The organism is Corynebacterium sp. HMSC056E09 (assembly GCF_001813425.1).
In the GTDB taxonomy this organism is placed as follows: Bacteria; Actinomycetota; Actinomycetes; order Mycobacteriales; family Mycobacteriaceae; genus Corynebacterium; species Corynebacterium hesseae.
In genome coordinates, this window is the sequence record NZ_KV812492.1 from 42472 (window position 1) to 68955 (window position 26484).

General features: G+C 60.8%; 22 protein-coding genes. 12 read left to right on the plus strand and 10 right to left on the minus strand.

Annotated features, from left to right (window positions below; translation table 11 throughout):
- Positions 1–201 precede the first annotated feature (201 nt).
- From trpA to HMPREF2912_RS05645, 8 genes are all read right to left on the minus strand, one after another.
- Positions 202–1032, minus strand: a complete 831-nt coding sequence (gene trpA, locus HMPREF2912_RS05610; RefSeq protein ID WP_070563645.1) for a tryptophan synthase subunit alpha — start codon at positions 1030–1032, stop codon at positions 202–204.
- Positions 1032–2246 carry a tryptophan synthase subunit beta gene (gene trpB / locus HMPREF2912_RS05615; protein WP_070683522.1) on the minus strand — a complete coding sequence of 405 codons (1215 nt, stop codon included), beginning with the start codon at positions 2244–2246 and terminating at the stop codon, positions 1032–1034. The genes trpA and trpB overlap by 1 nt, the downstream gene beginning before the upstream one ends.
- A 32-nt stretch (positions 2247–2278) precedes the next feature.
- Complete coding sequence (gene trpCF, locus HMPREF2912_RS05620; protein ID WP_070683524.1) at positions 2279–3661, minus strand: bifunctional indole-3-glycerol-phosphate synthase TrpC/phosphoribosylanthranilate isomerase TrpF; 1383 nt, start codon at positions 3659–3661, stop codon at positions 2279–2281.
- Complete coding sequence (trpD, locus tag HMPREF2912_RS05625; protein WP_070683526.1) at positions 3639–4676, minus strand: anthranilate phosphoribosyltransferase; 1038 nt, start codon at positions 4674–4676, stop codon at positions 3639–3641. The genes trpCF and trpD overlap by 23 nt, the downstream gene beginning before the upstream one ends.
- Positions 4676–5320 carry an anthranilate synthase component II gene (locus HMPREF2912_RS05630; RefSeq protein ID WP_070683528.1) on the minus strand — a complete coding sequence of 215 codons (645 nt, stop codon included), beginning with the start codon at positions 5318–5320 and terminating at the stop codon, positions 4676–4678. Before HMPREF2912_RS05630 ends, trpD begins: the two co-directional genes overlap by 1 nt.
- The gene (locus HMPREF2912_RS05635) at positions 5317–6816 is read right to left on the minus strand and encodes an anthranilate synthase component 1 (RefSeq protein ID WP_070683530.1); all 1500 of its coding nucleotides are present in this window, start codon (positions 6814–6816) and stop codon (positions 5317–5319) included. Before HMPREF2912_RS05635 ends, HMPREF2912_RS05630 begins: the two co-directional genes overlap by 4 nt.
- Positions 6817–7212: 396 nt before the next feature.
- On the minus strand, positions 7213–9063 hold the full coding sequence (locus HMPREF2912_RS05640) for an FAD-binding monooxygenase (RefSeq protein ID WP_070683532.1): 1851 nt from the start codon (positions 9061–9063) through the stop codon (positions 7213–7215).
- 222 nt (positions 9064–9285) lie between these two features.
- Positions 9286–10650 (minus strand): MFS transporter, encoded by a 1365-nt coding sequence (locus HMPREF2912_RS05645; RefSeq protein WP_070683534.1) that lies wholly within the window; start codon positions 10648–10650, stop codon positions 9286–9288.
- A 124-nt stretch (positions 10651–10774) separates the two neighbouring features.
- On the opposite strand from HMPREF2912_RS05645, the gene HMPREF2912_RS05650 reads away from it, so the two are divergent.
- The 8 genes from HMPREF2912_RS05650 (at position 10775) to HMPREF2912_RS05685 (ending at position 20495) form a co-directional block, all read left to right on the plus strand.
- Positions 10775–12250, plus strand: a complete 1476-nt coding sequence (locus HMPREF2912_RS05650) for a fumarylacetoacetate hydrolase family protein (RefSeq protein ID WP_070683536.1) — start codon at positions 10775–10777, stop codon at positions 12248–12250.
- Entirely contained in the window at positions 12247–12909 is a 663-nt protein-coding gene (locus HMPREF2912_RS05655; protein ID WP_070683538.1) for a GntR family transcriptional regulator, read from the plus strand. The genes HMPREF2912_RS05650 and HMPREF2912_RS05655 overlap by 4 nt, the downstream gene beginning before the upstream one ends.
- Before the next feature lie 16 nt (positions 12910–12925).
- The gene (gene hpaE, locus HMPREF2912_RS05660) at positions 12926–14440 is read left to right on the plus strand and encodes a 5-carboxymethyl-2-hydroxymuconate semialdehyde dehydrogenase (protein ID WP_070683540.1); all 1515 of its coding nucleotides are present in this window, start codon (positions 12926–12928) and stop codon (positions 14438–14440) included.
- Positions 14441–14487: 47 nt separating this feature from the next.
- A complete protein-coding gene (hpaD, locus tag HMPREF2912_RS05665; RefSeq protein WP_070563615.1) occupies positions 14488–15564 on the plus strand; it encodes a 3,4-dihydroxyphenylacetate 2,3-dioxygenase in 1077 nt (358 codons plus the stop codon).
- A gap of 160 nt (positions 15565–15724) precedes the next feature.
- Entirely contained in the window at positions 15725–16510 is a 786-nt protein-coding gene (gene hpaH / locus HMPREF2912_RS05670; protein WP_070563612.1) for a 2-oxo-hept-4-ene-1,7-dioate hydratase, read from the plus strand.
- Positions 16495–17280, plus strand: a complete 786-nt coding sequence (locus HMPREF2912_RS05675; RefSeq protein WP_070563609.1) for an HpcH/HpaI aldolase family protein — start codon at positions 16495–16497, stop codon at positions 17278–17280. Before hpaH ends, HMPREF2912_RS05675 begins: the two co-directional genes overlap by 16 nt.
- A gap of 9 nt (positions 17281–17289) precedes the next feature.
- Positions 17290–18777, plus strand: coding sequence for an NAD-dependent succinate-semialdehyde dehydrogenase (locus HMPREF2912_RS05680; RefSeq protein ID WP_070521819.1), 1488 nt, complete (start codon positions 17290–17292; stop codon positions 18775–18777).
- A gap of 197 nt (positions 18778–18974) precedes the next feature.
- Positions 18975–20495, plus strand: coding sequence for a GMC family oxidoreductase (locus tag HMPREF2912_RS05685; protein WP_070565666.1), 1521 nt, complete (start codon positions 18975–18977; stop codon positions 20493–20495).
- An 87-nt stretch (positions 20496–20582) separates the two neighbouring features.
- On the opposite strand, the gene HMPREF2912_RS05690 is transcribed toward HMPREF2912_RS05685, so the two are convergent.
- A complete protein-coding gene (locus HMPREF2912_RS05690) occupies positions 20583–21506 on the minus strand; it encodes an AraC-like ligand-binding domain-containing protein (protein WP_070563606.1) in 924 nt (307 codons plus the stop codon).
- Positions 21507–21656: 150 nt separating this feature from the next.
- On the opposite strand from HMPREF2912_RS05690, the gene HMPREF2912_RS05695 reads away from it, so the two are divergent.
- The 3 genes from HMPREF2912_RS05695 to HMPREF2912_RS05705 are packed head-to-tail and all read left to right on the plus strand — an operon-like array spanning position 21657 to position 24152.
- The gene (locus tag HMPREF2912_RS05695) at positions 21657–23066 is read left to right on the plus strand and encodes an aldehyde dehydrogenase family protein (RefSeq protein WP_070563603.1); all 1410 of its coding nucleotides are present in this window, start codon (positions 21657–21659) and stop codon (positions 23064–23066) included.
- A gap of 30 nt (positions 23067–23096) precedes the next feature.
- Positions 23097–23360 carry a hypothetical protein gene (locus HMPREF2912_RS05700; RefSeq protein ID WP_070524133.1) on the plus strand — a complete coding sequence of 88 codons (264 nt, stop codon included), beginning with the start codon at positions 23097–23099 and terminating at the stop codon, positions 23358–23360.
- 3 nt (positions 23361–23363) lie between these two features.
- On the plus strand, positions 23364–24152 hold the full coding sequence (locus HMPREF2912_RS05705; protein ID WP_070563600.1) for a zeta toxin family protein: 789 nt from the start codon (positions 23364–23366) through the stop codon (positions 24150–24152).
- 169 nt (positions 24153–24321) lie between these two features.
- Here HMPREF2912_RS05705 and HMPREF2912_RS13395 read toward each other — a convergent pair whose 3' ends face one another.
- Positions 24322–24729, minus strand: a complete 408-nt coding sequence (locus HMPREF2912_RS13395; protein ID WP_232745421.1) for an RCC1 domain-containing protein — start codon at positions 24727–24729, stop codon at positions 24322–24324.
- 30 nt (positions 24730–24759) lie between these two features.
- Here HMPREF2912_RS13395 and HMPREF2912_RS05710 point away from each other — a divergent pair, with 30 nt between their 5' ends.
- A complete protein-coding gene (locus HMPREF2912_RS05710) occupies positions 24760–26241 on the plus strand; it encodes an ApeA N-terminal domain 1-containing protein (protein ID WP_070683542.1) in 1482 nt (493 codons plus the stop codon).
- Positions 26242–26484: the final 243 nt, after the last annotated feature.

Sequence of the window (26484 nt, forward strand, 5' to 3'; positions counted from 1 at the left end):
GGATTAGGGAATTAAGGAGGCTTTGGAAGGCACAGAAGGCGGCATTATTAGTGATTGCTGGCTACAACGACGGTAGCCGATGGGCTTGTGCATATGGAACACGCGCTGTTTCACGTGAAACGACCCCTTCCATCGTGATGCGTGGTGGCGCACGACGTGATGGAAGAGGCTGAGGTGGGTCAGGATTGTTCGGGAAAGCGCTTAGCCAACGGCACGCTTGGTAGCAGCCTTCATCTTGGATACGAAGTCGGTGACTGCAGAGGCGAGTCCGTCGGTGGGCTTGTTGTTCTCGTCGAGGTGAGCGTCGACAATCTTCGTTAAAGCAGATCCGGTGATGGCCCCAGCTGCGCCAGCGGAGATGGCATCGGCGACATGCTGAGGGGTTGAGATTCCGAAGCCAAGGAGAATCGGTGCCCCGCCGAAGCGTTTCACGTTGTTCACTACATCAACGAGCCCGCGGGTTTCCGATTCCTTCTCGGTGCCGGTGACGCCATCGCGCGAGATTGCGTAAATGTAGCCCCTCGAGTATTGAGCCACGCCCTGGAGGGTCTGCTCCGAGGCTTGTGCCGGGGCGATGAAGATCGGGTCAATGCCGGCCTTGTCGGCGGCGGCGACGAAAGGTGCGCCTTCGCGGACGGGGACATCGGGAAGCAAGATGCTATCAGCACCCGCTTCTTGAAACTCGGAGTAGAAGGTCTCCAACCCACGAGTGAAGGGAACATTGCCATAGATGAGCATGCCAATCGGAAGGTCTGGGAATTCGGCTCGAATCTGGCGGATTTGGGCGATGGCGGAATCAACCGTTGCCCCTCCTTCAAGCGCGCGGATGTGTGAGGCCTGAATGGTGGGACCATCGGCAACAGGGTCCGAAAAGGGGACGCCGAGCTCGAGTGCGTCGGCCCCGCCGGCGACGGCCGCGCGAACGATGTCGAGGGCAGTGTCCGGGTCGGGGTCGCTCAACATGATGAAGGGAACGAAGGCCCCTTCATTGCGGGCGGCAAGGTTGGAGAAGAGTTTCTCGTATCGGCTCATTACTTGTCCTCCGTGATCTTGAATTCGGGGTGCGCGTCGAGGGTGCGGCGGACGTGGTCGATGTCTTTGTCGCCGCGCCCGGAAAGGGAAACGATAATGGTGATGTCCTCATCTTTGCGCTTAAGCGCATAGGCCAGGGCGTGTGAGGATTCAAGGGCGGGAATGATGCCCTCGCGGCGGCTAAGGATTTGGAACGCTTCAAGTGCCTCCGCGTCGGTGATGCCGACATAGGTGGCGCGGCCCGTCTGCGCCAGGTGAGCATGCTGTGGACCGACGCCGGGGTAATCGAGGCCAGCGGAGATGGAATAGGACTCCTCAACTTGACCGTCGGCATTGCGCATGAGGTAGGAGCGGGCGCCGTGGAGAATTCCGATGGTGCCATTGTTGATCGTGGCACCGTGGTGTCCGGAATCGAGGCCCTCTCCCCCAGGCTCGGCGCCGACGAGCTCGACCGACTCCTCGTCGATGAAATCCGCGAACATGCCGATGGCATTGGAGCCGCCGCCGACGCAGGCGACGACCACGTCGGGAAGCCCGCCCGTGCGCTCAAGCATTTGGGCCTTGGCTTCTTCGGAAATCACCCTGTGGAACTCGCGGACAATCGTGGGGAAAGGATGGGGGCCGGCAGCGGTGCCGAGAAGGTAGTGGGATTCGTGGAACGTTGCGGTCCAATCGCGCAGCGCCTCATTAACGGCATCTTTGAGGGTGCCAGATCCGGAGTCCACCGGAATGACCTTCGCGCCCATGAGCTCCATGCGGTAGACATTGGGCTGTTGCCTCTCGACGTCTTTAGCGCCCATGTAGATGACGCATTCAAGATCGAGCAGCGCGCAGGCAAGCGAAGTCGCGGTCCCGTGCTGGCCCGCACCGGTCTCAGCGATAATGCGGGTCTTTCCCATGCGCTTGGCCAAGAGCGCTTGGCCAATCACCTGGTTGGTCTTGTGGGCGCCGCCGTGGACGAGGTCCTCCCTCTTGAGGAAAATACGTGCCTTTCCACCGAGCTTGGTTGCCTCGGTGAGAGGGGTGGGACGGCCAAGATAGTCACGAAGATAGCCTGACAGTTCTTTGCGGAAGGCGGGATCGTTTTGCGCTTCGACGAAGGCCTTCTCGAGTTGGTCGAGTGCGGGAATGAGAGACTCGGGGACAAACTGTCCGCCGAACTCGCCGAAATACGCGGGAAGGAGGGTTTCCCTAGCGTCCTGTGGGTTAGTCATGGTGTTCCTTTTGAGTAGGTTTGGGTTAAGGGTTAATACGTAAAGTGACGAATGGTGTTGAAGGCCGTAGCGATGAGCGCGGTGTCCTTCCTGCCGTTAATTTCGACGCCGGAGTTGATGTCCAGTCCGGCTGTGCCGACGCGAAGCGCATCGCGAAGGTTGTCGGGTTTAAGGCCACCCGCGAGAAGTGCCTTATCTTTGACGTTGTCGGGAATTGTTGACCAATCGAAGGAGTTACCCGTACCGCCGGCGCCAGAATCGAGGATGAGCATGTCGGAGGCGTCGGCAAGCGCAGAGGCGAGCGCCGGGCCGTGGTGTGCCGTCATGTCGATGGCGCGCCACACCTGACGCTCCCCCGCTATTGCGCGTACGGACTCAATGAGTTGGAGCTCGGCCTCCGTGCTCCCCTGGTAAGGGGCATGGATCTGGAGGGCGGCAATGCCGTCGAAAGCGAGCTCTTCCCAGCCAGTGGTGCGGCGAGAGACCGCGACGTAGCTGAGATCGGGTCCGTGGGCGATGATGTCGAGCGCGGTCTCACGTGAAACACTGCGCGGCGATGCCTCTTCGAAGATGAGCCCGCCGTAGACTGCACCGGCGGCGCGGGCGGCCTGAGCTGCAGACCACGCCGTGAGTCCGCAGACTTTATTGTGACCATAGACAAGCTCGCGTGCAGCACGATCGATATCAGGCGTACCGGTGAGCTGGGAGCCGACAAGAAATGCGTTGGCATGAGACCCAAGGCGGCGCACAGTCTGGTTGTTGCGGATGCCGGATTCCGAAACCACAACTTTGCCGGACGGCACAGAGTGCGAGAGACGCTCGGAGCGGGTGAGATCGATGCTGAGGTCGTGAAGGTTGCGGTTGTTAATGCCAATGACGTCCACGCCAAAGGCAGTGGCGCGCTCGACCTCGTCCTCAGTGATCGCCTCAGTGAGAACGTCGAGCCCAAGGGAATCTGCCAAATGTTTGAGCTCTGCATAGGTTTCATCGTCGACGATGGACATCATGAGCAGGATGGCGTCGGCGCCAAAGTAACGCGCGGCATACACCTGGATCGGATCGATAATGAAGTCTTTGCACAAGACCGGCAGGTGCGTAGACAGCGCCACGGTCTGCAAATGGTCATAGTCACCACCGAAACGGTCCGGTTCGCAGAGAACAGAGATGGCTGAGGCATAGCGCGAATACACGCGGGCGATGGCTCCCGGTTCATAATGCTCACGGATGAGGCCGAGCGACGGGGACGCGGACTTGCATTCCAAGATGAAACGGTTGGTCCCGTTGAGCGCGTCGTAGAAGGAACGCTCAGAACGCGGGAGAGTCGTGAGGTCCACGTGGGCGAGGCGCTCACGGATAGCTGGTAGGTGCGTGCGGCGCTTGGCGACGATCCCCTCAAGCACGGTCGGCAGAGCCATAGTTCGCCTCCTCGTGCTTCTTCAGCCATGCGGCCACGGTGCCGTCCTGGATGAGCTTCGCGGCGTGCGCGACGCCGTCTCGGATGGTGTCGGTTGTGCCGTTGAGATAGAACATGGCGCCGGCGGTGGCGATGATCGCGTCGTGATGGGCCGGCTTGCCCGTACCGGCGAAGACCGCGCGCAGGGCTTCGGCATTCTGTGCGCCATCGCCGCCGGCAAGGTCGGACAACTCATGGCGGGAAATGCCGAGATCTTCGGGCGTGAGCTCGTAGTGGCTAATGGTGCCGTCGCGAAGCTCCCAGACCTGGGTGGTGCCGTGAACGGCAATCTCATCGGTGCCAGCACCGTGGACCACGAGCGCGCGGGTGCGGCCGAGGTCCTTGAAGACCTCAGCGATGAGCTGGCCTTGCTCGGGGTTGGCTATGCCCATGATTTGGAACTCCGGGCGGCCGGGGCTCAGGAGCGGGCCCATGGTGTTGAAGAGAGTGGAGACGCCGAGGCCCTTGCGCACCGGTTGCACGTGGGCGACGGCCGGGTTGTAGGCCGGCGCAAAGAGGAAGGTGAAATTGGATGCCTCGAGTTGGCGGACTGCGCGGTCTGGGTCGAGATCAAGCGGGATGCCGAGGGCCTCCAGGACGTCGGCTGAGCCAGACTTGGAGGAGACAGAGCGGTTGCCGTGCTTGACCATCTTGACCCCACCGGCGGAGGCGACCAGCGATGCACCGGTGGTGACGTTGATGGTGTTGGCGCCATCACCACCGGTTCCCGCGGTGTCCATGAGCCCCTTGCCGGTGACAGGGAATGGCCGGCCGGCCTTGATGAAAGCGCGTGCCGCGCCGGCGACATCAGCGAAGGTCTCTCCGCGGGTGCGGATGTGGGTTAGGAGGGCGGCGATATGGATATCGTCATACTCCCCTACCGTCAGTGGGGTGAAGACCTCGATGGCTTGCTCCAGGGTCGGCTCCTGGATGTCGAGGAAGGTTTGCAATGTTGTCAATGCCTTATTATCAGTCATTACTTGGCTCCTTCAATGGTGGGGTGAACAGAAAGTTGATGAATACACCGCTCGATCATGATCGGTCCCGTCGGCGTGAGAAGTGATTCTGGATGGAACTGGAGGCCGAGAGCCATGCCGTCGAGTGTTTCCGCCGCCATGGTGACGGGGCCAATGGCGGTCTCGGTCTCGGCGAGGCTGCGCATCTGGGCGGGAACGTTCGCGCAGCCTAAGGAGTGGTAACGCGCAACGGGGATGAGGCGGCAAACATAGTTCGGGTTATCGGGCTCGGAGTCGGTGGTGAGACCCTGAAAGAGAGGGTGGCTGGCACCGGCGTCGGTCAGCGTCATGGGAACGGAGGAGCCGTGGACTGGGCCGCAGGGCTCGACGGTGCCGCCGAAGTGATCAAGGAGCGCCTGGAAGCCCAAGCAGATACCGAGGATGGGGATGCGGCCGAGGGAGGCGTCGATAAGCTGCATCATCGATCCGGCGTCGCGGGGATGACCTGGGCCGGGCGAGAGGATGATGATATCGGGCTCGGCGGCGAGGACTTCCTCCACGGGCACGGTGTTGCGAAAGACGGTGGTGTTATAGCCGGCGAGGGCGTCGACGAGGTTGTAGACGAAGGAATCGTGGTTATCGATGAGGACGACGTGTGGATTCATCGGATGACCTCCAGAGATGCGTTGTGTGCCTGGGCGATGGCGCTGAGCACCGCGTAGGCTTTATGTACCGTTTCATCGGCCTCGGATTGTGGGACGGAATCGCGCACGACTCCCGCGCCGGCTTGGACGACGGCCGTGCCATCCTTGACGTAGGCGGAACGGATGACGATGCAGTTATCCATCGAGCCATCGCCGCGCAGGTAGCCGATTGCGCCGCCGAAGGAGCCGCGGCGAGTACCTTCGGTTTCGCGGATGAGCTCCATGGCGCGCAGCTTCGGAGCGCCGGTGAGCGTGCCCATATTCATGCAGGCGCGGTAGGCGTCGAGGGCGTCGAAATCCTCGTGCAGCGTGGCGATGACCCGGGAAACCAGGTGCATGACGCGCGAGTAGCGGTCCACCTGGAGCAGGTCGGCGACCTTTCGGGTGCCGGGAACGGCGACGCGGGCGAGGTCGTTGCGGGCTAAGTCCACGAGCATGATGTGCTCCGAGACTTCTTTGGAGTCGGTGCGCATCTCCAGTTCATTGCGGATATCCAGCTCGTGAGTGGCACCGCGCGGCCGAGTGCCGGCGACCGGGTAGAGCTGAACCTTTCGGTCAGAGGCCGTGTACTTCAGGTTGGACTCCGGGGATGCACCAAAGAGCTCGTGTTCCTCCCCGCGCAGGTAGAACATGTACGGCGAGGGGTTAGTCTCCCGCAGCGTGCGGTAGGCGGCGAAGGCATCGGGGCAGTCGAGGCTGAAGGCGCGGGAAGGAACGACCTGATAGATATCGCCGGCATGGACGTTGCCTTGGAGGCGCTCGACGTGGCGGCGGAAATCAGCGTCATCGATGCTGGCGCGTGCGCTGATGGTCTCGTGCGGTGCGGGAGCTTCTGGGGCGACAGGCTCGGTGGCGGCGGCACGGTCGAGCTCCCCTTCGAGCGCGCGCTTGTCGACGCCCCACCCCTCAATCTTTGCTCTCTTGGTGAGGTGGTCCACCGTGAGGACATGCTCGGCGACGAGAAACTCATAATCCGGATACGCGTTTGGGCCGTCCGGCACCGGTGGCAGTTCCTCGAACGTCGCGACGTAGTCGAAGGCGAATCCGCCTCCAAGGAATGGGAGGGACTCGCCGGAGTAGAGCTGGCTAAACTGCAGCGTGCGCAGAATATCGGCGGTGGAGGTGGCGCGGAGGCGGGCGCGCTCATCGTGCTCGGTGGGAAGCTCGAAGCGGAAGGTGACGCTGCCTTCTGAGCTGTGGATGATCCGTGATTGGAAGTCCGCGCGGAGTTCGTCGATAAGAAGGCCGCCCGACGTTGTCAACGCGGTGGCGGTGACCTCTTGGCCCCGGCACACCACCTTGAGTGCGGCCTTTGTGATGGCGATGCACGTGAGGTTTTTCTTGGACTCGATGTCCGCGGACTCTAAGAGCAGGGAGTTCTGTGGGGTGGCGAGGGCATAAAAGAGTGCGCTGGCGTCGGATGTGTACCTGACCTCGCGTGTTGCTGTGTACGGCATATTCTGTCTTTCTTTAACGGTTTTGTGTGCTGCCGCGAGCTTTTTAAGAGAGCAAAACGCCGAAAAGCCCGCAGCTGCGGGCCTTAAATATGGGAGAACAACGAGGCCCGCGGGTTACGCGCGCCACCACCAAAGGTTAACTGTGTTCTTCATATCACTGACTCTAACACCGATACCTTCCGCCGTACAGATAATGGATCGGCGGGTACCCCCGTGGTGAGCGGATGGACGAGCTGAAGGGACCGATGCGTGAGTGTTTCACGTGAAACCTAGGTGCTGTACTTGGCGGTCCCAACCCCCTGTGTCCATGAGGGCGGTTTCGGCAAGGCGGCAAAAAGGGCCCGGCACGATGCCGGGCCCTGACACGTGTGAAGCTACGTGAGCTTGAGAGCGGAACTACTTGAGCTTGATGAGCGCGGAGGAGAAGTAGTCCTCGACCGCTGATGGATCATCGAGTGGGAGGACGGCACCGACGTACTGGTCCGGGCGAACGATGACGACGGCTCCGTCACGGGAAATGCCGCGGCCTTCAAAGATGTCCTTGTCCCCGGGGAGTGCGTTGAAGACGTTCTCCCAATTCGGAACATTGAACTTGCCGTTGCGGGGGCGGAAGAGAAGAGGGGCGTCGAGAATCTCGTAGTCGTGGTGGTTCGTCTGCTGGTAGATGGCCTTCACATCGAAGTAGGTATTCTCTTCAGCCCCTTCGGGGGTGAACTTGGCCAGGATGGGCCCGACCTTCTCGGCCCACTGGCTCAGCGTGGAGTCCTCGCCGGCCTTGGGGGCGTCGGCGAAGGCGTAGATGCGGTAGCGGCCATCTGCGGTGTGCTGGTGGCCCAGGTGCTGAGGGTAGGCGTCGCAGCGGCGCAGGACCTCAAAGGACTTGAAGCGCTTGCCCACCGGGAAGCCGGAAGCCAGATCTTGGTGCTGGGTAGTGCCGACGATCAGGTTTTCCTCGTACTGCGTCATCATGCCGGCGGCGAACTCCTCCGCGGCAACGTAGTACTTCTCCACTGCCTCCGGATCATCGAGCTCCTCCGTTGGGGTGGCCATGAGGGTCGACCACTCGCGGTCGAAGTTGATGAGGTTCTGGGCGGCCGGCTGGCGCTCTCCGTGGTACGTGCTGAGAAGCTCCTTCGGCGCGCGGCCGTCGAGGACGTGGCCGAGCTTCCATCCAATGTTGAAGCCATCCTGCATGGAGACGTTCATGCCCTGTCCCGCCTTTGCCGAGTGGGTGTGGCAGGCGTCGCCGGTGAGGAAGACGCGTGGGTCGTCGTCGTTATCGTCGAAGGCGTCGACAAGGCGGTGGCCCACCTCGTAGACGGAATGCCACGCCACCATCTTGACGTCGACGAAATAGGGGGCGTAAATCTCGTTCGCCTTCTCGATGATCTTCTCAATCGGCGTGTTGCGGACCTTGTGGTTGTCATCCTCTGGCACCACGCCGAGATCGACGTACACGCGGCAGAGGTAGCCGCCCTCGCGCGGGATGTGGAGGATAGAACCGGCCTGGGAGTGGATGGCGCACTTGGTGCGCCAGTCCGGGAAATCGGTGTCAACGACAACGTCCATGACACCCCACGCGTGGTTAGCCTGGTCGCCCTTGAGCGAGCGACCGATGGACTTGCGGACGCGTGACTTAGCGCCATCGCAACCGACGACGTACTTAGCGCGAACGTCGCGCGGGTTGCCGTCGACATCCTCGAGGTGCACCGTCACCGGGTATTCGCCCTCCCCTACCTCTAGGGACACGAGATTCCAGCCATAGTCCGGGGTGATGCGGCCGGGCGCGCGGTGTGCATAGCGGGCGAAGTAATCCAACACACGGGCCTGGTTGACAATGAGGTGCGGGAATTCGGAGATTCCTTGTTCGTCATCAACAGGGCAGGCACCGCGGACAATCTTGGAGCGATCATTCGGATCCGGGTTCCAGAAGGCCATCTCCGTGATTTCATAGGCCTCTTCCGTGATTTCCTTAGCAAAGCCAAAGGCCTGGAAGGTCTCTACGGAACGGGACTGGATGCCGTCGGCCTGTCCGAGCTCGAGGCGATGCGGGCGACGCTCAATGATGCGCGTATTGACGTTGGGAAACATCGCGAGCTGTGCCGCGGCGATCATGCCTGCGGGCCCGGAGCCCACAATGAGAACGTCCATTTCATCTGGAAGTTCAGAAGCGCGATCGACGCCGTACCCGGCGGGCTCGTGTACGCGGGGGTCTTCCGAAACGTAGCCATTGTGGTGGAACTGCACTGTGGACTCCTTAGTCAGCGGTTGTAATGAACGAGAACGAAGGGGTGGTGGGGGTAGCTGCCACTCCCCTACTGCCATGTGAGCTTTGCTCTTGAGGGTGGTGACTCAGTTCAAGGCGTCTCTGAGATGTGAGCTGGGTCTTAGAAGGGAATCATATATGATATGCCCGCCTCGCACAATGGCCCTTGTGAAATCGTGAGGGCTCATGTGGAGGGGCGTCGTCTAGCGCGGGCTGAAGATGAAGTGTCCTCGGGATTGCTCGGCCTCGTGTTCCGCGCCGAGCGCGATTCCCTTGCGCTCACGCAGGATGAAGGTGCAGATGAAGCCGACGATCGAAGCAGATACGAGGTAGCCCGACACCGCAAAAGTGGTACCAGTTGCCTCGACGAGCGAAGCGGCAATCATGGGGGCGAAGGCGCCGCCCAGGACCGAGCCGAGGGCATAGGTGATGGACACACCCGTGGCGCGAATCGAGGCGGGGAAAAGCTCGGCGTACATGGCGGACTGCGCGCCGTAGGTCAGGCCCAGACCCACGGTGAGGAAGAGGAGTGCGCCGTAGAGAAGCCCGAGGCTTCCGGTATTGACCAGCGGGAAGAGGGCGGCAGCGCCGATGCCCTGCAAGATGAATCCCAGGAGGTAGGTATTTCGGCGGCCGATGTAGTCCGAGATGAAGCCTGCGAACAAGGTGGTCAAGGCCCACGAGAAGGCAGACACGGTCACGGCGTTGAGGACATCACCGCGGCCGAGTGCGACGGGGCCCTCGGGGTCGGTGGCGTAGCGCTGGATGTAGCCGCCCGTAGTCATGTATCCGACGGTGCCGTTGCCTGCGAAGACGAGCGCGGCGACCAGGACGAGCGGGGTGAATTTCTTAAACAGCGTGCCGATGGGGTTAGTGGCTTCTTCCTCTTCGCGTTCCGCGATCTCCGCGAACACCGGGGATTCGTCGACGCCCATGCGGATGAGGTAGCCCACCAAGACGAGGACGAAGGAAAGCAGGAAGGGAACGCGCCAGCCCCAGTCCATGAAGGCGTCGCCAGGCGCGATGGTGTTCATGATGGACAGCACGCCGGAGGAAAGCAAAAGGCCGGCGGGTACGCCGATCTGGGGGCCTGCGCCGTAGAGGCCGCGCTTGTCAGTCGGGGCGTGTTCCACCGCCATGAGCACCGCGGAGCCCCATTCGCCACCAGCAGAGATGCCCTGGATGATGCGCAGGGTGATGAGGAGAATCGGCGCCCAGATTCCAGCGGTTTCATAGGTTGGCAGAACACCAATCAGGGTGGTTGCGCCGCCCATGGCGATGAGCGTGACCATGAGGACCACGCGGCGTCCGAAGCGGTCGGCAAAGTGCCCGGCCAGGAAGGCGCCGACCGGGCGGAACAGGAAGGACAAGCCAACGGTCAGGAAGGAGATGATGGTGGCCAGGCCGCCTTCGAGCGGACCGAACATGAGGTGGTTGAACACGAGTCCGGCCACTGCTGCATAGAGGAAGTAGTCGTACCACTCGATGGCGGTACCGATGGTCGTCGCGGCGACGACGCGGCGGCGTTCGGCCGTCGAAATTGTCGGCGTGACAGTTGCGTGCGACATAGTGAGATTCCTTTCGGCATGGGGTGTGCCATATACGGAAAAGCGTGTGAGTTGAACCACTTGCGGTGGTGCTAGGGATAATATACGATCTGGGCAAGGATTTGTTCACAATTAAGGATTCTTCATGGCTGTACCTGAGTTCTTGCCGGTTAAACCGGGCAAAATGATCGCTGTCCATGTGGCCTTTGAGTCCCGCGCGGCACAGCGCGGTCGCTGGCCCAAGACCCCGAGTTACTTCCTCAAGGCGACGAGCACGCTGGCTGAGTCGGACGGGGTAGTCGAGCGCCCCGAAGGAACCGAACTGTTGGCCTTCGAAGGCGAAATCGCACTTATCATCGGCACTCCGGCCCGCAACGTATCCCTCGAGGATGCGTGGAAGCACGTTGCCTACGTGACCGCCTCGAACGACATTGGCCTGTATGACTACAAGGTTCAGGACAAGGGCTCCAATACCCGTTCCAAGTCGCGCGATGGGTACACCCCCATTGGGCCGGAGCTTATCGACGCCCAGGGGATCGACCCCAAGGGCCTTCGCCTGCGCACGTGGGTCAATGGTGAGGTTGTTCAGGAGGGAACCTCGTCCGATGAAGACCTCATCTTCCCTCTCGCCCAGTTTGTTGCCGACCTTTCCCAGCACATGACGCTGGAGACCGGTGACATCATCCTCACCGGCACCCCTGCTGGATCTTCCGTTATCGAGCCTGGTGACGTCGTGGAGGTTGAGGTCGACGTTCCAGGAGGCGTAAGCTCCGGCAAGCTGAAGACCACCGTGAAGGAAGTCCCCGCCTCCTTCGATCCGCAGCTGGGCAATCTGCCCTACGTTGACGATAAGCAGCGCGAGGATGCCTACGGTGACCGCGAATCTGCTGGCCTTCCCCCCAAGGATGAGGGCGGCCTCGACCCGGAGCTTAAGGCGGCTCTGGAGAAGGCCCCGACCGCCGGCTTGTCTGCTCAGCTGCGCAAGCGCGGAATCAACCAATCCGTGATTGAAGGCGTGTACCCGCAAGCCAAGGGAACCAAGATGGTGGGCGTCGCCCGCACCTTGCGCTTCGTGGCCGGCCGTGAGGATCTGTTCAAGTCCCATGGCGGTGGCCTCAACGAGCAGAAGAAGGTCTTCGACACGGTCAGGGAGGGCGAGGTCATCGTCATTGAGGCCCGTCAGGAATCCGGCTCCGGAACGCTCGGTGACATTCTGGCGCTGCGCGCTAAGGTGCGCGGTGCTGCTGGTGTTGTGACCGATGGCGGCGTGCGTGACTACGAGGCCGTCAAGGAGATTGGCCTTCCCGTCTTCACCCAGGGCGCGCACCCCTGCGTGCTCGGCCGCAAACACGTTCCGTGGGATAGCGACATCGCCGTCTCCTGCGGTAACGCTACCGTCCTTCCCGGGGACATCATCGTCGGCGACGATGACGGCGTCGTAGTGATTCCCCGCGACATCGCAGCCGAAGTCGCCGAGGCCGCCCTGGCCAAGGAGCACGAGGACGAATGGGTTGCTTCCCAGGTAGAGACGGGCGCCAGCTTGGACGGTCTCTTCCCGCCCACCGGAGCGAATAAGGAAGCCTATATCGCGTTCCGTGATGGAAAGGCGGGTGATCAATGACAGAACCCGCTACACCAGCTGGGGAAAGCAAGTCCCAACAGGCCTATAACTGGATAAGTGAAAAGATTCGTACTCGCGAGTATGAACCCGGATACCGCCTCGTGTTGGCCGCAATCGCGGATGACTTGGGAATCAGCGTAGTTCCCGTCCGCGAAGCCATCCGGCAACTCGAAGCGGAAGGAATGGTCACCTACGAGCGCAACGTCGGTGCCAGCGTGACTACCTACAACCGCGAGGCCTATTACGAATCCATGGACATCGTGGCCACGCTAGAAGCAAATGCCACGGCCCAATCCGCCCCGTATCTCGATGCGGAGGATATTGCCCGAGCGCGGGAGATCAACCAGCGCATGCGGGAGCTCGATATCCACCACGATCCAGAAGAATTTACCCAGCTCAACAAAGAATTTCATAGCGTTCTCTTTTCCAAGTGCCCGAACGAGAGGCTGAAGAACTTGGTGGTGGACCAATGGAAGCAATTGGAATACCACCGGGTCTCCACCTTTCGGTACGTGCCCGAGAGAGCCCAAGAGTCCACACGAGAACACGAGCAATTGCTCAGCCTCATCGAGGCTGGCGCGGAACCCACCTACATAGAAAAGGTGGCCAGGCAACACAGACTGACCACCCTCAGCACCTATCGCAAGAAAAACGATTAAGGAGTGTAAACCACCCATGGCTACGAACAACGATGCAGCTAAGCCCACCGATCTCCCCGAGAAGATTCTTCACTACATCAACGGCGAGTTTGTCCCGTCGGTAGATGGTGATGAATTCGAGGTCCTGGATCCGGTCACGAACAAGCCCTACATCAAGGCAGCTTCCGGCAAGCCGGAAGACATTGAGAAGGCGGTGGCCGCCGCTAAGGATGCTTTCGAGAACGGCCCGTGGTCCAAGGCCCTGCCGCGCGAGCGCGCCCGCGTCTTGAACAAGATTGCGGACATCGTCGAAACCCGCGCAGACAAGCTTGCCGCGTGGGAGTCCTTCGACTCCGGCCTGCCCATCACCCAGGCCAACGGCCAGGCCAAGCGCGCAGCGGAAAACTTCCGCTTCTTCGCTGACCTGATCGTGGCGCAGGCAGACGACGCCTACAAGGTCCCGGGCCGCCAGATCAACTACGTCAACCGCAAGCCGATTGGCGTGGCGGGCCTGATCACCCCGTGGAACACCCCGTTCATGCTGGAGTCCTGGAAGCTCGCACCGGCCATCGCTACCGGCAACTCCGTCGTCCTCAAGCCGGCCGAGTTCACTCCGCTTTCCGCACAGCTGTGGGCAGGAATCTTTGAGGAGGCTGGCCTGCCGAAGGGCGTCTTCAACCTGGTCAACGGTTTCGGTGAGGAAGGCTATGCCGGTGACCCGCTGGTCAAGCACCCGGACGTCCCGCTGATTTCCTTCACCGGCGAGTCCCGCACTGGCCAGATCATCTTTGGTAATGCGGCCCCGCACCTCAAGGGTCTGTCGATGGAGCTGGGCGGCAAGTCCCCCGCCATCGTCTTCAGCGATGCCGACCTGGAGACCGCGATTGATGCCTGCATCTTCGGCGTCTTCTCCCTCAACGGCGAGCGTTGCACCGCCGGCTCCCGAATCCTGGTTCAGCGCGATATCTACGATGAGTTCGTGGAGCGCTACGCCGCCCAGGCTAAGCGCGTGAAGGTGGGCCTGCCCTCCGATCCGACCACCGAGGTTGGTGCTCTGGTGCACCCGGAGCACTACGAGAAGGTCACCTCCTACATCGAGATTGGCAAGCAGGAGGCCACCCTGGCCGCCGGCGGTGAGCGCCCAGAAGGCTTCGAGGAAGGCAACTTTGTTCAGCCGACCGTCTTCGTTGACGTCAAGCCGGATGCACGCATCTTCCAGGAAGAGATTTTCGGCCCCGTCGTTGCTATCACCCCGTTCGATACCGACGAAGAGGCACTCGATCTGGCAAATAACACGAAGTACGGCCTTGCCGCCTATGTGTGGACCTCGGATCTGAAGCGCGCCCACAACTTCGCTCAGAACGTTGAGGCCGGCATGGTGTGGCTCAACTCCAACAATGTCCGTGACCTGCGCACCCCGTTCGGCGGCGTCAAGGCCTCCGGCCTGGGCCACGAGGGCGGCTACCGCTCGATCGACTTCTACACCGACCAGCAGGCCGTTCACATCAACCTGGACAAGGTACACAACCCGGTCTTTGGCAAGCAGGACTAAGCCTTCCACTCTCTACTCCCCCACCACTAACTAACTAAGGAGCCATCATGGCTGACATTCAGGCCCCCGACATTCTGCGTTGTGCCTACATGGAGATCATCGTTACCGATCTCGCTGCATCCCGAAAGTTCTACGTTGACACCCTCGGTCTTGTCGTCACCGAGGAGAACGAGAACGAAATCTACCTCCGCACTTTCGAGGAGTTCATCCACCACAACCTCGTGCTGCGTCAGGGCCCCGTCGCTGCCGTCGCTGCCTTCTCCTTCCGCGTCCGTTCCCCGGAAGACCTGGACCTTGCGGAGGAGTTCTACAAGGCGCGCGGTTGCGAGGTGCGCCGCAACAAGGATGGCTTTGTCAAGGGCATCGGCGATTCCGTCCGCGTCCAGGATCCGCTGGGCTTCCCGTACGAGTTCTTCTACGAGGTAGAGCACGTCGAGCGTCTTGCCTGGGCATACGACGCCCACATCCCTGGCGCGCTGGTTCGTCTCGACCACTTCAACCAGATCACCCCGGACGTTCCTTCCGCTGTGAAGTACATGGAGGAGCTTGGCTTCCGCACCACCGAGGACATCCGCGATGAGGAGGGAACTGTCTACGCTGCATGGATGCGCCGTAAGCCGACGGTGCATGACACCGCCATGACCGGTGGCGATGGCCCGCGTATGCACCACATCGCATTTGCTACCCATGAGAAGCACAACATCATCGCGATTTGTGACAAGTTGGGTGCGCTGCGCGAGTCCGACCGCATTGAGCGCGGCCCGGGTCGCCACGGTGTCTCCAACGCGTACTACCTGTACCTGCGCGACCCGGACGGCCACCGCGTAGAGATCTACACCCAGGACTACTACACCGGCGACCCGGATAACCCGGTCGTGACCTGGGATGTTCACGATAACCAGCGCCGCGACTGGTGGGGAACCCCGGTTGTTCCTTCTTGGTACCGCGATGGCTCCACGGTCCTCGACCTAGATGGAAACCCGGTGCCGCTGGTTGCCCGTGAGGATGAGTCCGAGCTGGAGGCCACCATTGGCGCGGATGGCTTCTCCTACACCCGCAAGGAAGATGCGGAGGAGATGCCGGAGTGGAAGCAAGGCGAGTACAAGCTGGGACACCAGCTCTAAAACGACCTAAGTACTCAGGTTGATGAACGTGGCCCCGTGGCGTCGAGAAGCAAGCGCACATATCGCGGGGCCGCGTTGTCGTTTCACGTGAAACCTTCAGGTTCAACAAACCTGTTAAACAGAACAAACACGTTCTACAACACCTTAAGGAGCGAAGTACATGCTGGATGAGAAACAGCACATCGCTATCGCAGATGAACTGGCGCAAGCCGAAAAGGACCGCACGATGGTCCCGCTGCTGACTGCCCGTTTCCCGGAGATGAGCATCGAGGATTCCTATGCGGTGCAACGCGAATGGGTACGCCGCGGTGAGGAAAGTGGGCGCCGCCTCGTGGGCCGCAAAATTGGCCTGACCTCAAAGGTCATGCAGGAGGCCACGGGAATCACCGAACCCGATTACGGCGCGATTTTTGAGGACCAAGTCTACGAGAACGGCTCCACCATCGAGCACGCACAGTTCTCCAATGTTCGCATCGAGGTCGAACTGGCCTTCGTGCTCAAGGAAGAGCTGAAGGGGCCGAATTGCAGCATTTTCGACGTGCTGCGCGCGACGGAGTACGTCATCCCGGCGCTGGAGATCCTCTCCTCCCGCATCGAGATGGAGGGCCGCACGATCGTCGACACGATTTCGGATAACGCAGCCCTCGGCGCCATGATCTACGGCGGCAACCCGGTGGATCCCGCGGACGTCGACCTGCGCTGGGTGTCCGCGCTGCTCTATCGCAACGAGTCCATCGAAGATACGGGCGTGGCCGCGGCTGTGCTGAACCACCCGGCCATGGGTGTGGCATGGCTTGCCAATAAGCTCCACGCGCACGGCGATAGCCTGGCCGCCGGCGACATCATCCTGGCCGGTTCCTTCACCAAGCCCATGTGGGTCGAACCGGGCGATACCGTCCACGCAGACTACGGAAAGTTGGGGTCCATCACATGCCGATTCCAGTAAAGTTGCCGCCCACCTTCGCGGACGTCCTCGAGAAGGCCGAGCAGCCACTCGTTGGCGCATGGATTTGTTCTGGCTCGGAGGCCGCGGCAGAGATCATCGCCTCAGCTGGCTTTAGCTGGACGCTGATCGACGGCGAGCACTCGCCCTATGGCCTCGAAACCATCCTCTCCTTGCTGCGCGCCACCGATGCCTATGGCCTGACGCGCGTGGTTCGCGTGCCGGTGAACAACACGGCGCTGATCAAGCAGTACCTGGACCTGGGCGCACAAAACCTCATGGTGCCCATGATTGATACGGCCGAGGAAGCTGAGGCGGCAGTCGCGGCTATGCACTACCCGCCCCGCGGTGTACGCGGAGTCGGCTCGGCTCTGGCCCGCTCCTCGCGGTGGAACGGCGTGGAGGACTACCTCACCAACGCTTCGGACACGGTGAGCCTCACGGTGCAGATCGAGTCTGCGACCGCAGTGGAGAACGTGGAAGACATCGTGGCCGTCGAAGGCGTGGACAACATCTTCGTCGGGCCCTCGGACCTAGCGGCCTCGATGGGGCTTCTGGGCCAGCAGACCCATCCGGATGTACTCGAGGCGGTCAATCACACATTTGAAGCAGTCCGCGCTTCCGGAAAGAAGGTAGGCGTCAACGCTTTCAACCTTGAGCAGGCCCAGAAATATTTAGAATCTGGAGCATCATTTGCCCTGGTTGGGGCTGATGTTCAGCTTCTTTCAGGTGCGGCGCGCCAACTGGCAGACAAATTCCATTTGGGAGGGTAAAAAAGAACCATGAGTGAAAACAACAAGGTCAATATTGACGAGCTGCTGGCCAAGGTTCCGACCGGCTTGCTGATTAACGGTGAGTGGGTGGACGCCTCCGATGGCTCCACCTTCGATGTAGAAAACCCGGCAACCGGTGAGGTTATTGCCACCCTTGCGTCCGCTACTTCTGAGGACGCGAAGAAGGCTATGGATGCCGCCTGCGCCGTGCAGGATGAGTGGGCACGCACGTCTACGCGTGAACGTTCCGACCTGCTGCGCCGCGCCTTTGACCTGGTGCAGGAGCGCAAGGATGAGTTCGCTGCGCTGATGACCCTTGAGATGGGCAAGCCGCTGGCGGAGTCCTATGGTGAGGTCACCTACGGCGCTGAGTACCTGCGCTGGTTTAGTGAGGAAGCCGTACGCAACTACGGCCGCACCTTGCCGGCGCCGGAGGGCACCCTGCGCATGATTACCCGCCGCAAGCCCGTGGGTCCGTGCCTGCTTATTACCCCGTGGAACTTCCCGCTGGCTATGGCTACTCGCAAGATTGCCCCGGCCATCGCCGCTGGTTGCACCATGGTGGTGAAGCCGGCCAAGCTGACGCCGCTGACCACCCAGTACTTCGCACAGACCATGATTGATGCCGGCGTTCCGGCAGGCGTGGTGAACGTGGTCTCCGGTAAGTCGGCCTCTGCCATTTCTGAGCCGATCATGGCGGATTCCCGCCTGCGCAAGATTTCCTTCACCGGCTCTACCCCGGTGGGCAAGACCCTGCTCAAGGCAGCCGCTGACAACGTCCTGCGCACCTCGATGGAGCTGGGCGGCAACGCTCCGTTCATCGTCTTTGAGGACGCTGACATCGACCAGGCCGTTGAGGGTGCAATGGGCGCCAAGATGCGCAACATCGGTGAGGCCTGCACCGCGGCTAACCGTTTCATCGTTCACGAGTCCGTCGCTGATGAGTTTGCGGAGAAGTTCGCCAAGCGCATCGGTGAGCTCAAGGTGGGCAATGGCCTTGATGAGGGCGTTACCTGCGGTCCGCTTGTGGAGAAGAAGGCACTGGATAACATCACCGCGCTTGTCGACGACGCCGTGGCCAAGGGTGCCAAGGTCCTCATCGGTGGCAAGCCGGGCGAGGGCAAGGGCTACTTCTACTCCCCTACTGTTCTCACGAACGTCTCCCGTGATGCCCGCGTTGCCCAGGAGGAGATCTTCGGACCGATCGCTCCGATTCTGACCTTCTCCGATGAGAAGGAAGCCATCGCGCTTGCGAATGACACGGAGTACGGCCTGGCCTCCTACGTGTTCACCGAGGATTCCAACCGTATGTGGCGCGTTGGCGACGGCCTCGAGTTCGGCCTCATGGGCTTCAACGCTGGCGTCATCTCCAACGCCGCCGCCCCGTTCGGTGGCGTCAAGCAGTCCGGCATGGGCCGCGAGGGCGGTGCCGAGGGCATCGAAGAGTACACGTCGCTGCAGTACATTGCCATGCCTAACCCTTATGCGAATGCATAACTAGTGCAATAGCTTCGCGATACTGATGAAGGCCGCCCTACGGGGCGGCTTTCTTTTTCTTCAATCTCTTCTTGGTATGCATTCTGCACATTTAGCCAAAGTGTGTGCGCTATCACTCAAGCCCTGTTGATGTGTCGCAGAATATATTCCAAGTCATCGGCTCACGCGGAGTCGTCTGCACCCAGGGAGGTTTGAATTTGTCTCAAGAAAAAACCAAGAGCTTTGATTACATCGTTGTAGGAGCTGGGTCAGCCGGGTGCGTTATTGCCCGTCGGCTTGTTGACGCGGGAAAGAATGTCGTAGTTCTTGAAGCTGGCGATTATGACGTCAATCCCGACATTGAGAAGGTGCACACCTTGGGACTCCTTTGGGGTTCACCTCAAGACTGGAACTATCGTACGGTTCCTCAATCGTGGGCAGCTGGCCGGAGCCTGCACATTCCCCGCGGAAAGGTAATGGGCGGCTCGCATGCGCTCAATGCCACCATTTGGGTCCGTGGCGCTAAGCAGGACTACGACACATGGGCCTATTTAGGCAATGACGGCTGGTCCTGGGAGGACGTGCTGCCCGTTTTCAAATCGATTGAAAACTACGATGGTGGCGCTTCGGAGGTCCGTGGAAGCGAGGGATTGCTTGATGTAATGGAGAATTACACTCGTCACCCGCTTCAAAATGACTTTTTCCAAGCAGCTCAGGAAGCGGGTATTCCACTTAACGAGGATTACAACTCCGGTGACGTGGAAGGCGTGGGCAAGATTCAGGCAAATGTTCGCAACGGAAACCGCTTCAACACTTGGCACGCGTACCTGAAACCAGTCGAGGATGCACCCAATCTCACCATTATCACAAGCGCGCACGTCCACGGACTGCTCGTTGAAAGTGGTGCCATCCTTGGCGTTAATGTCGAAGTTGCTGGTGAACTTCAGGAGCTTCGTGCTGATGAGACGATTCTTTGTGCGGGTGCGTTGAATTCGCCGGAAATCCTCCTGCGTTCCGGTATTGGGCCGGCAGAAGAACTCGAGGCGTTGGGGATTACCTCGACTCATGATCTTCCTGGCGTAGGCAAGAATCTCCATGATCACTTACTCTCCCCTGTTATCTTCACTACGACGAAGAAGGAAGTACCCGTCCCGGAAGTTCTGCCAGCCGAGGTACACGTGTTTTCAAAGTCGCGTCCTGAGGCTGCCGTCCCTGATACTCAGCCGCTATATTTCTCAATCCCCATGTACAACGAAGGCATGGAGGGGCCAGATAATGGATTTACGCTAATGGGTGGCATTGTTAGGCCTGCCAGTCGCGGTGAGTTGACCCTGACGGGGCCAAATCCCTCGGATCCCATTGCTATTGATTTCGGCGCTTTGTCGGTGCAGGCAGACGTCGATGCATTGGTAGCTTCCGTAAAGCAGTGCCGCGAAGTTGGCCGCCAGCAGGCATTGGCCGAGTGGGGGCCCGAGGAAGTCTACCCAGGTCCAGATGTAGCCGACGAGGATCTTGAGGACTATGTTCGCAGCACCGCTATCACGTATCACCACCAAGTTGGAACTTGCAAGATGGGAATTGACTCGATGGCTGTAGTTGATCCGCGCACTCTTAAGGTCTATGGGCTTGAGGGGATCCGAATCGCCGATGCTTCTGTAATGCCACTCGTGCCGACGGGAAACACTAATGCGCCCTCTATCATGATCGCTGAAAAGGCCGCGACATACTTATTAGGGTGAGGGCTCTTTGCGGCTACATGTGGGCATTGCCTTCGGTGCAAATAGCAGTGTAGCTGCATTAATGAAGGCCAATTTAAATGGGAAAAGTTACTGCGCCTGATTGTATGAACGATACGCACTCGGTGATTCGTGATACTCCGCCTTGAAGATGCGCGAGAGGTGCGAGGGATCGTGCAGGCCATAGCGGGCGCTGATGTGGCTGATTGATTCTTCGGAGTGCCGCGGGTCCACGAGTTCGCGGCGGATGTGCTCGAGGCGCCTGGTTCTGATGTAGCTGCCGACCGAGAGGCCTTGTTCGGAGAACTTGGCGTGGAGGTGGCGCACCGACACGAAGAGTGCTTGGGCGATGGTGCTGGGGCCTAGGTCCGGGTCGCCCAGGTGCTTCTCGATGTAGGCGGTTGCCTGGTTGAACAACAGTGTGCCCGCTGAGGGTTCATCGGCCACATCGGAGGCGAGGACCGAAACCAGCATGGTGAGCGCGGAGCGGACCAAGGCGGTGGCGTGCGGGCCCTTCAATAGGTCCAGGTTCTTGGCCAGTTGCTCAAAGAGGGGAACTGCCACCGCACCCAAGCCGTGCGAGCGGGAGATGGGGTTCGCTGTGAGGCGTTGGATCTGCGCTGGTGAAATATCGAGGAAGCTCTGCGGGAAGTGCACGATGAGTGTGTTTTGCTCCTCCGGATAGCGCAGCGTGTAGGGCCGTTGGGTCACGTACAGAGCTAGGTCCCCTGGATGCAATTCACACGTTCGCCCGTCCTGGCTCATGGTTGATGAGCCAGAAATCTGCAGGCTGAGCTTGCAAAAGGGAGCCTCGTCGGTAGAAACCTTGTATCGGTTCACCGTATGGGGCGAGGTGCACATATCGAAGAGGGAAATATCCCCCACCTTCGTTGACCGCAGCGTGGCGTGAAAGGAAGCGGGGTCTTCGGTGTCCACGTCGAGTTGACCAAAGGAATCGGAAGACGCGGTGCGCCATGACGCGATATCGAAATGCTCAACGGCTGAAGCAGACATAGCTGGAATCATATCGTGAGAGCTCACACATTTGTGGACAAATTGTATGCACGCAGAGTCAAGCGGATTGATGTGGTGCAGGTAACATGCCGAATAAAAGTTTCTTCGGGCTTTGTTCGCGGGCCCACGACTTCTTCACAAGGAGATCTCATGACTCAGTTCGCCACCTACGCTGATCTGCTCAACGCCATCACGGACGAGAACGGACGCGAAATCCTCAACCCCGCCACCGGAGAGGTTGTTGGCCGCGCGCCAGAGAACACCGTTGAGGACCTTAACGCTGCGGTGGAGACCGCACGCGCAGCGCAGAAGGACTTTGCCAAGCTTAGCGACGAAGAACGGTGCGCGCTTCTCACCAAGGCCGCCGCCGCCATCGACGCTAATGCAGAGGCACTCGTTGAGCTTCTCTCCCGTGAGCAGGGCAAGCCGCTCAACGGCCCGAACGCCCGCTTCGAGGTCGGTGCCTGCTCCGGCTGGCTGAATGCTACCGCCTCCTTCGAGCACCCCAACTACACCGCCGTCGATGATGACATCACCGCCACCGTCAACTACCGCCCGCTCGGCGTCGTCGGTGCTATCGGCCCGTGGAACTGGCCGATGATGATCACCATCTGGCAGATTGCGCCAGCGCTGCGTATGGGCAACGCGGTCGTCGTCAAGCCCTCCGAGTACACCCCGCTCTCCGTATTGGGCCTGCTCAAGGTGGTCAACTCCGTGCTGCCGGAGGGTGTGCTCCAAGTCGTCAGCGGTGCCGGTGAGGTTGGCGCGGCGCTGACTACCCACGAGGGCGTCGACAAGATCATGTTCACCGGTTCTACCGCCACCGGCAAGAAGATCGTGGAGGCCAGCGCGGACAACCTCACCCGCCTCACGCTGGAGCTCGGCGGCAATGACGCCGGTATCGTGCTGGATGACGCTGACCCGAAGGAGATCGCCGGCGACCTCTTCTGGGGCGCGTTCATCAACACCGGCCAGACCTGTGCGGCGATGAAGCGCGTGTATGTGCCGGAGTCGCTGTACGACGCCGTCTGCGAAGCCCTCGTCGAGGTAGCCAAGGCCTCCCCGATGGGCGTGGGCCTCGAGGAAGAGAACGTGCTCGGCCCGCTGCAGAACAAGCAGCAGTTCGACATCGTGGACAAGCTTGTCAGCGCCGCCAAGGATTCCGGCGCCCGCGTGCTGCTGGGTGGTGACCCGGACTACGACGCGCCGGGCTACTTCTACCCCACCACCCTGGTGGCGGATATCGACCCGGATAACGCGCTGGTCGTCGAGGAGCAGTTCGGTCCTGCGCTGCCGATCGTGAAGTACACAGACCTGGAATGGGCCATCGAGCAGGCCAACAAGCTTGACGTGGGCTTGGGCTCCTCCGTGTGGTCCTCCAACCGTGAGCGCGCTCTGGACGTCGCTGCGCAGCTGGAGGCAGGCACTACCTGGATCAATGCCCACGGTGCTGTGGATCCGCGCGTGCCTTTCGGTGGCATCAAGTCCTCCGGCTACGGTGTGGAGTTCGGTACCGAGGGCCTCAAGGGCCTGGCGTACCCGCAGATCATCAACGGCTAAAACCGCCATGGCGCTGCTATTCTTAGCGCCATGAGCACCGCCAAAGTCCCGGAGATCGAGTACGCAGCCTTCGACGCCATGAAGGAGGTTGCGTCCTCGCTGAAAGCTGCCTACCTCACTCGGGCCGCTGAAGCAGGCAACGATGTTGAATCACAATGGTGGATTCGTCAGAATTGGCTGGTAGAGGACATAGTCAGTGGTGTTGATTCAACCGACATTGAAGCCATCCGCGCCGCTGCGGCTCTCTTTGCGCAGCGGCTTGAAGCCCTCTCCTCCGAGCACAAAGCGGCATAGCCTATGCTTTCCGCCGCTGACTTCCCCGTTGATCCGCAGGTCATGGAGCAACGGCTAAAGACTCTGCAAACTAGCTATTTTGGTCGGTCGAATGCTCATGGTCCGGCTGTTCCAGAGGTCATTTATGTGGCGGGGCAGCCAGCGTCAGGCAAATCAACGGCTATTGAATCTGTAAAGAATGGTCACGCGGTCCTTGATTCCGATGAGGTTCGGAAGCTGCACCCCGCCCTCGACGAGATCATGGAGCGCGACCCCCTGCGCATGGACGTGCTCACCAATGGACCGGTGCCCTATTGGATGTCCTCGCTGATTGAATATGGTCGGCAGCACGGGCACTCCCTCATCATTGAGAACACGCTGTCCAACCCGGAATTCATCGCGGGTGAGATAGCCAAGTTTCGGTCTGCGGGTTTCCGCGTGAAGGTCGTGGGCTTGGCGGTGGCGCAGGAGGTCTCAAGGCTGGGCGTCGTCCAGCGCTACCTGGAGGCGCAGCGTGTGAGCCGCTACCCGCGCTGGACCAATGAGGTTTCCCATACGTCGGGCTTTAAAGCCATCGTCCCAGGGCTTCAAGCGATTGCCCCGCTTGTCGACGACCTCGAGATCCGCACCCGCGACGGCCGTACCTTGAGCGGCATCGAGGATATTGAAGCCGAGCGCGCAACCTGGTTCGACTCCCCCGCTGTTCGGGCCGACTGGCTGGCCCGTTTCGACAGCTGTGACTTGAGTGGGCTTGAAGCTGAGAAGCTCACGCAAAACCTCGTGGCTGATGCAGAGCTTATCCGCAAGCTTTAAGGCTGTGCCCGTGGAACTGCGCGCCCGGTAGGCGGTGAGAGCTTCGTGTCAAAGCGGCTGCTGGCGAGCTGGCGGTCTGCGAGGTCTAGCAGGCTGAGGATGTCGTCTGCGTGGAGTTTAGATTCAACGTGTGATCGACCGCCGATTATCGGGCACGCTGGACTTCAGTTCATCTGTGGTCGAGCGGCCCAGGCGTTGACATTGCATTGCTGCTCGGTGTGGTCGCCCGCAGCCCGAGCGAGTGTCTCGCTCCGGCTGCGATCGCTGTGATGCCGGTCCATGACTGGACATCGCACTGGCCTCTGCTGTCGTCGCTGACGGCGACGACGGTGCCGTCTTCGTGTAAGCCGACGGTGTGTAGGTAGCCGGCAAAGACCCCGGACACGTGTGTCCACCGGGCGACGTCGGTCTGCCCTCGCTGATTGTTGCCAGTTGCGAGGGCTGTGCCGTCGCGTCGAACTGCGATTGTGTGCCAGTCGCCGCATCCGATCTCAGTTGACCATGATCTCGCTGTAGATTGTCCTACGTGGGGGGCATGTGGTGGAGTAAAGATTTTCGACCTGACATCTGGCCGCAAGACAGGAAGGAGCCCGGGACCGGGAGTACGATGCCTAATGATCTTCTCAACCTCGACAAGGCCGGCGAGTGGGCTGGCGTGTGGTGGCTGCCGGAAGCCCCTAGCGAGAAGGTCCCGGGTGTCCTACGGTACGACCCGGAAGATGGTCTCTCTCTGTCGCTGATCGGCACCTTCGAGGATCGGATCTTGACGACGGACTCGTCTGGATGGACTGCTGTTCACGAAGGAACCCGCACCTGGGAAGTCATGCACGGTGTGGCCGAGCTCAGGGAGATCACACTGCTTGGCTGTGTTCCTAGGAGCACCAGAAGGACCATGGGTGCGCGAGTGGCGAGCCCTGATAAGCAGACCGTGACCGCGACGGTCGCCATCATCGGCGCGCATGTCAGCGGTGACGCGGATCCGGCGTTCGCTAGGGCAGAAGTCTCAGTCGAGGATCTGAGTCTCTGGGCGGCGTCTTCTGTGTTCGAAGGATCCCTCGGGGCTCCCGACGGCAAGATCGATGGGACCGGGCGTATCTCGGTGAAGCCGGTCGAGGCGCAATCGGTCGTGGTCGACGACACTGAGTATCGCCTTCAGCACACGCACACGCTTCCATTCTTCGACCAGCGCAAGGGAGGAAGCGTCGGACGTATGCGGGACACGGTGTCCATCTGCGTCGTGCCAGCCGAACCATTCTCTCTGAGTGTTGCTCTGCAGGAGGCGAGCCTGGTGCAGGACCTGATCTCCCTGGCGACGCATCGCGCGGCCGGAGTGATCTGGCTCCGACTGGAAGTTGCCGGGACCGAGTCGCACTTCCCTGATGGCCGCCCGCTGCCGCGCCGACGTGCCGATGTGCTCTACTCACCGGCCGCGCTTGGAAAACACGACGCGAAAGTCGTCGATCACCACCGAATGTTCTTCACCTGCGGCTCGATCCCATTTGAGGAGGTCATGCCCCGATGGTGCGAGGCCCATGGCCGCCTGGAGGCAGCGACAAACATGATCTTGGGCTTGCGCTACGCACCGGCCCGTTTTGTTGAGAACAATCTTCTGACGGCAGTCGATGCTGCCGAGGTGTTGCACCGCAACCTCCGCATCGACGAGAAACCGTTCCCCAACGCGGAGTTCAGGGCGATGCGAGAGGCGATGCTGGCGCAGGTTCCCGATGAGCACCGAAACAGGTTCAAGGGGGCGATCCGCAACGACCCGACCCTCCGTGATCGGCTCCATGCCCTCGCCGCGCGACCCGATCAGGAAGCGATCGCACAGCTCTTACCGGATGTCGACCATTGGGCGAAGTGGACGACGCGCGCCCGCAATGACCTCGCGCACGAGGGCAGAACGCCCAACCATTCCATCGAGGAGCTGATCGCCGTCGTCGAGGTGACGACCGCGGTCGTAATCCTCAACGTCTTGCACGAGCTCGGGTTGCCGGCGGAGCGGCAGCGAGAGATCGTGCGGGAGCACCCGCAACTGAGGGCTACGTTCCGTACCGCTGCCGAATGGCTGGTTCCCTCACCAAACCCTTAGGTGCACTGCGATAGCCGCTACTTCGGAACCTCCGTGACGCTGCTGCCCGGTCGTTTAGTGCGAGACGCGTGTAAGCCTGCTCTATCGCTCGTTCGTTGAGTGCGTCATGGCGGGCGGGCGAGACGACCGGCTGTAAGTGGTGGCAGCGCGTCAGTGCCGCCTGGTGCGGCGGTGAGACGGGAGAATGTCGTCGGCCCTTAAGAACGCGGTGGAGTTCCGCTTCAATGTCAAAGCTCCATGTCG

Bases quoted from the DNA above. Each gene is read 5' to 3' on its own strand.
- trpA (WP_070563645.1), bottom strand. From the start codon at position 1,032: ATGAGCCGATACGAGAAACTCTTCTCCAACCTTGCCGCCCGCAATGAA.
- HMPREF2912_RS05695 (WP_070563603.1), top strand. From the start codon at position 21,657: ATGACTCAGTTCGCCACCTACGCTGATCTGCTCAACGCCATCACGGAC.
- HMPREF2912_RS05635 (WP_070683530.1), bottom strand. From the start codon at position 6,816: ATGCCGTACACAGCAACACGCGAGGTCAGGTACACATCCGACGCCAGC.
- HMPREF2912_RS05710 (WP_070683542.1), top strand. From the start codon at position 24,760: ATGCCTAATGATCTTCTCAACCTCGACAAGGCCGGCGAGTGGGCTGGC.
- HMPREF2912_RS05700 (WP_070524133.1), top strand. From the start codon at position 23,097: ATGAGCACCGCCAAAGTCCCGGAGATCGAGTACGCAGCCTTCGACGCC.
- HMPREF2912_RS05655 (WP_070683538.1), top strand. From the start codon at position 12,247: ATGACAGAACCCGCTACACCAGCTGGGGAAAGCAAGTCCCAACAGGCC.
- HMPREF2912_RS05645 (WP_070683534.1), bottom strand. From the start codon at position 10,650: ATGTCGCACGCAACTGTCACGCCGACAATTTCGACGGCCGAACGCCGC.
- HMPREF2912_RS05690 (WP_070563606.1), bottom strand. From the start codon at position 21,506: ATGTCTGCTTCAGCCGTTGAGCATTTCGATATCGCGTCATGGCGCACC.
- HMPREF2912_RS05630 (WP_070683528.1), bottom strand. From the start codon at position 5,320: ATGAATCCACACGTCGTCCTCATCGATAACCACGATTCCTTCGTCTAC.
- trpB (WP_070683522.1), bottom strand. From the start codon at position 2,246: ATGACTAACCCACAGGACGCTAGGGAAACCCTCCTTCCCGCGTATTTC.
- HMPREF2912_RS05675 (WP_070563609.1), top strand. From the start codon at position 16,495: ATGCCGATTCCAGTAAAGTTGCCGCCCACCTTCGCGGACGTCCTCGAG.
- trpCF (WP_070683524.1), bottom strand. From the start codon at position 3,661: ATGGCTCTGCCGACCGTGCTTGAGGGGATCGTCGCCAAGCGCCGCACG.
- HMPREF2912_RS05650 (WP_070683536.1), top strand. From the start codon at position 10,775: ATGGCTGTACCTGAGTTCTTGCCGGTTAAACCGGGCAAAATGATCGCT.
- hpaE (WP_070683540.1), top strand. From the start codon at position 12,926: ATGGCTACGAACAACGATGCAGCTAAGCCCACCGATCTCCCCGAGAAG.
- hpaH (WP_070563612.1), top strand. From the start codon at position 15,725: ATGCTGGATGAGAAACAGCACATCGCTATCGCAGATGAACTGGCGCAA.
- trpD (WP_070683526.1), bottom strand. From the start codon at position 4,676: ATGACTGATAATAAGGCATTGACAACATTGCAAACCTTCCTCGACATC.
- HMPREF2912_RS05680 (WP_070521819.1), top strand. From the start codon at position 17,290: ATGAGTGAAAACAACAAGGTCAATATTGACGAGCTGCTGGCCAAGGTT.
- HMPREF2912_RS05705 (WP_070563600.1), top strand. From the start codon at position 23,364: ATGCTTTCCGCCGCTGACTTCCCCGTTGATCCGCAGGTCATGGAGCAA.
- hpaD (WP_070563615.1), top strand. From the start codon at position 14,488: ATGGCTGACATTCAGGCCCCCGACATTCTGCGTTGTGCCTACATGGAG.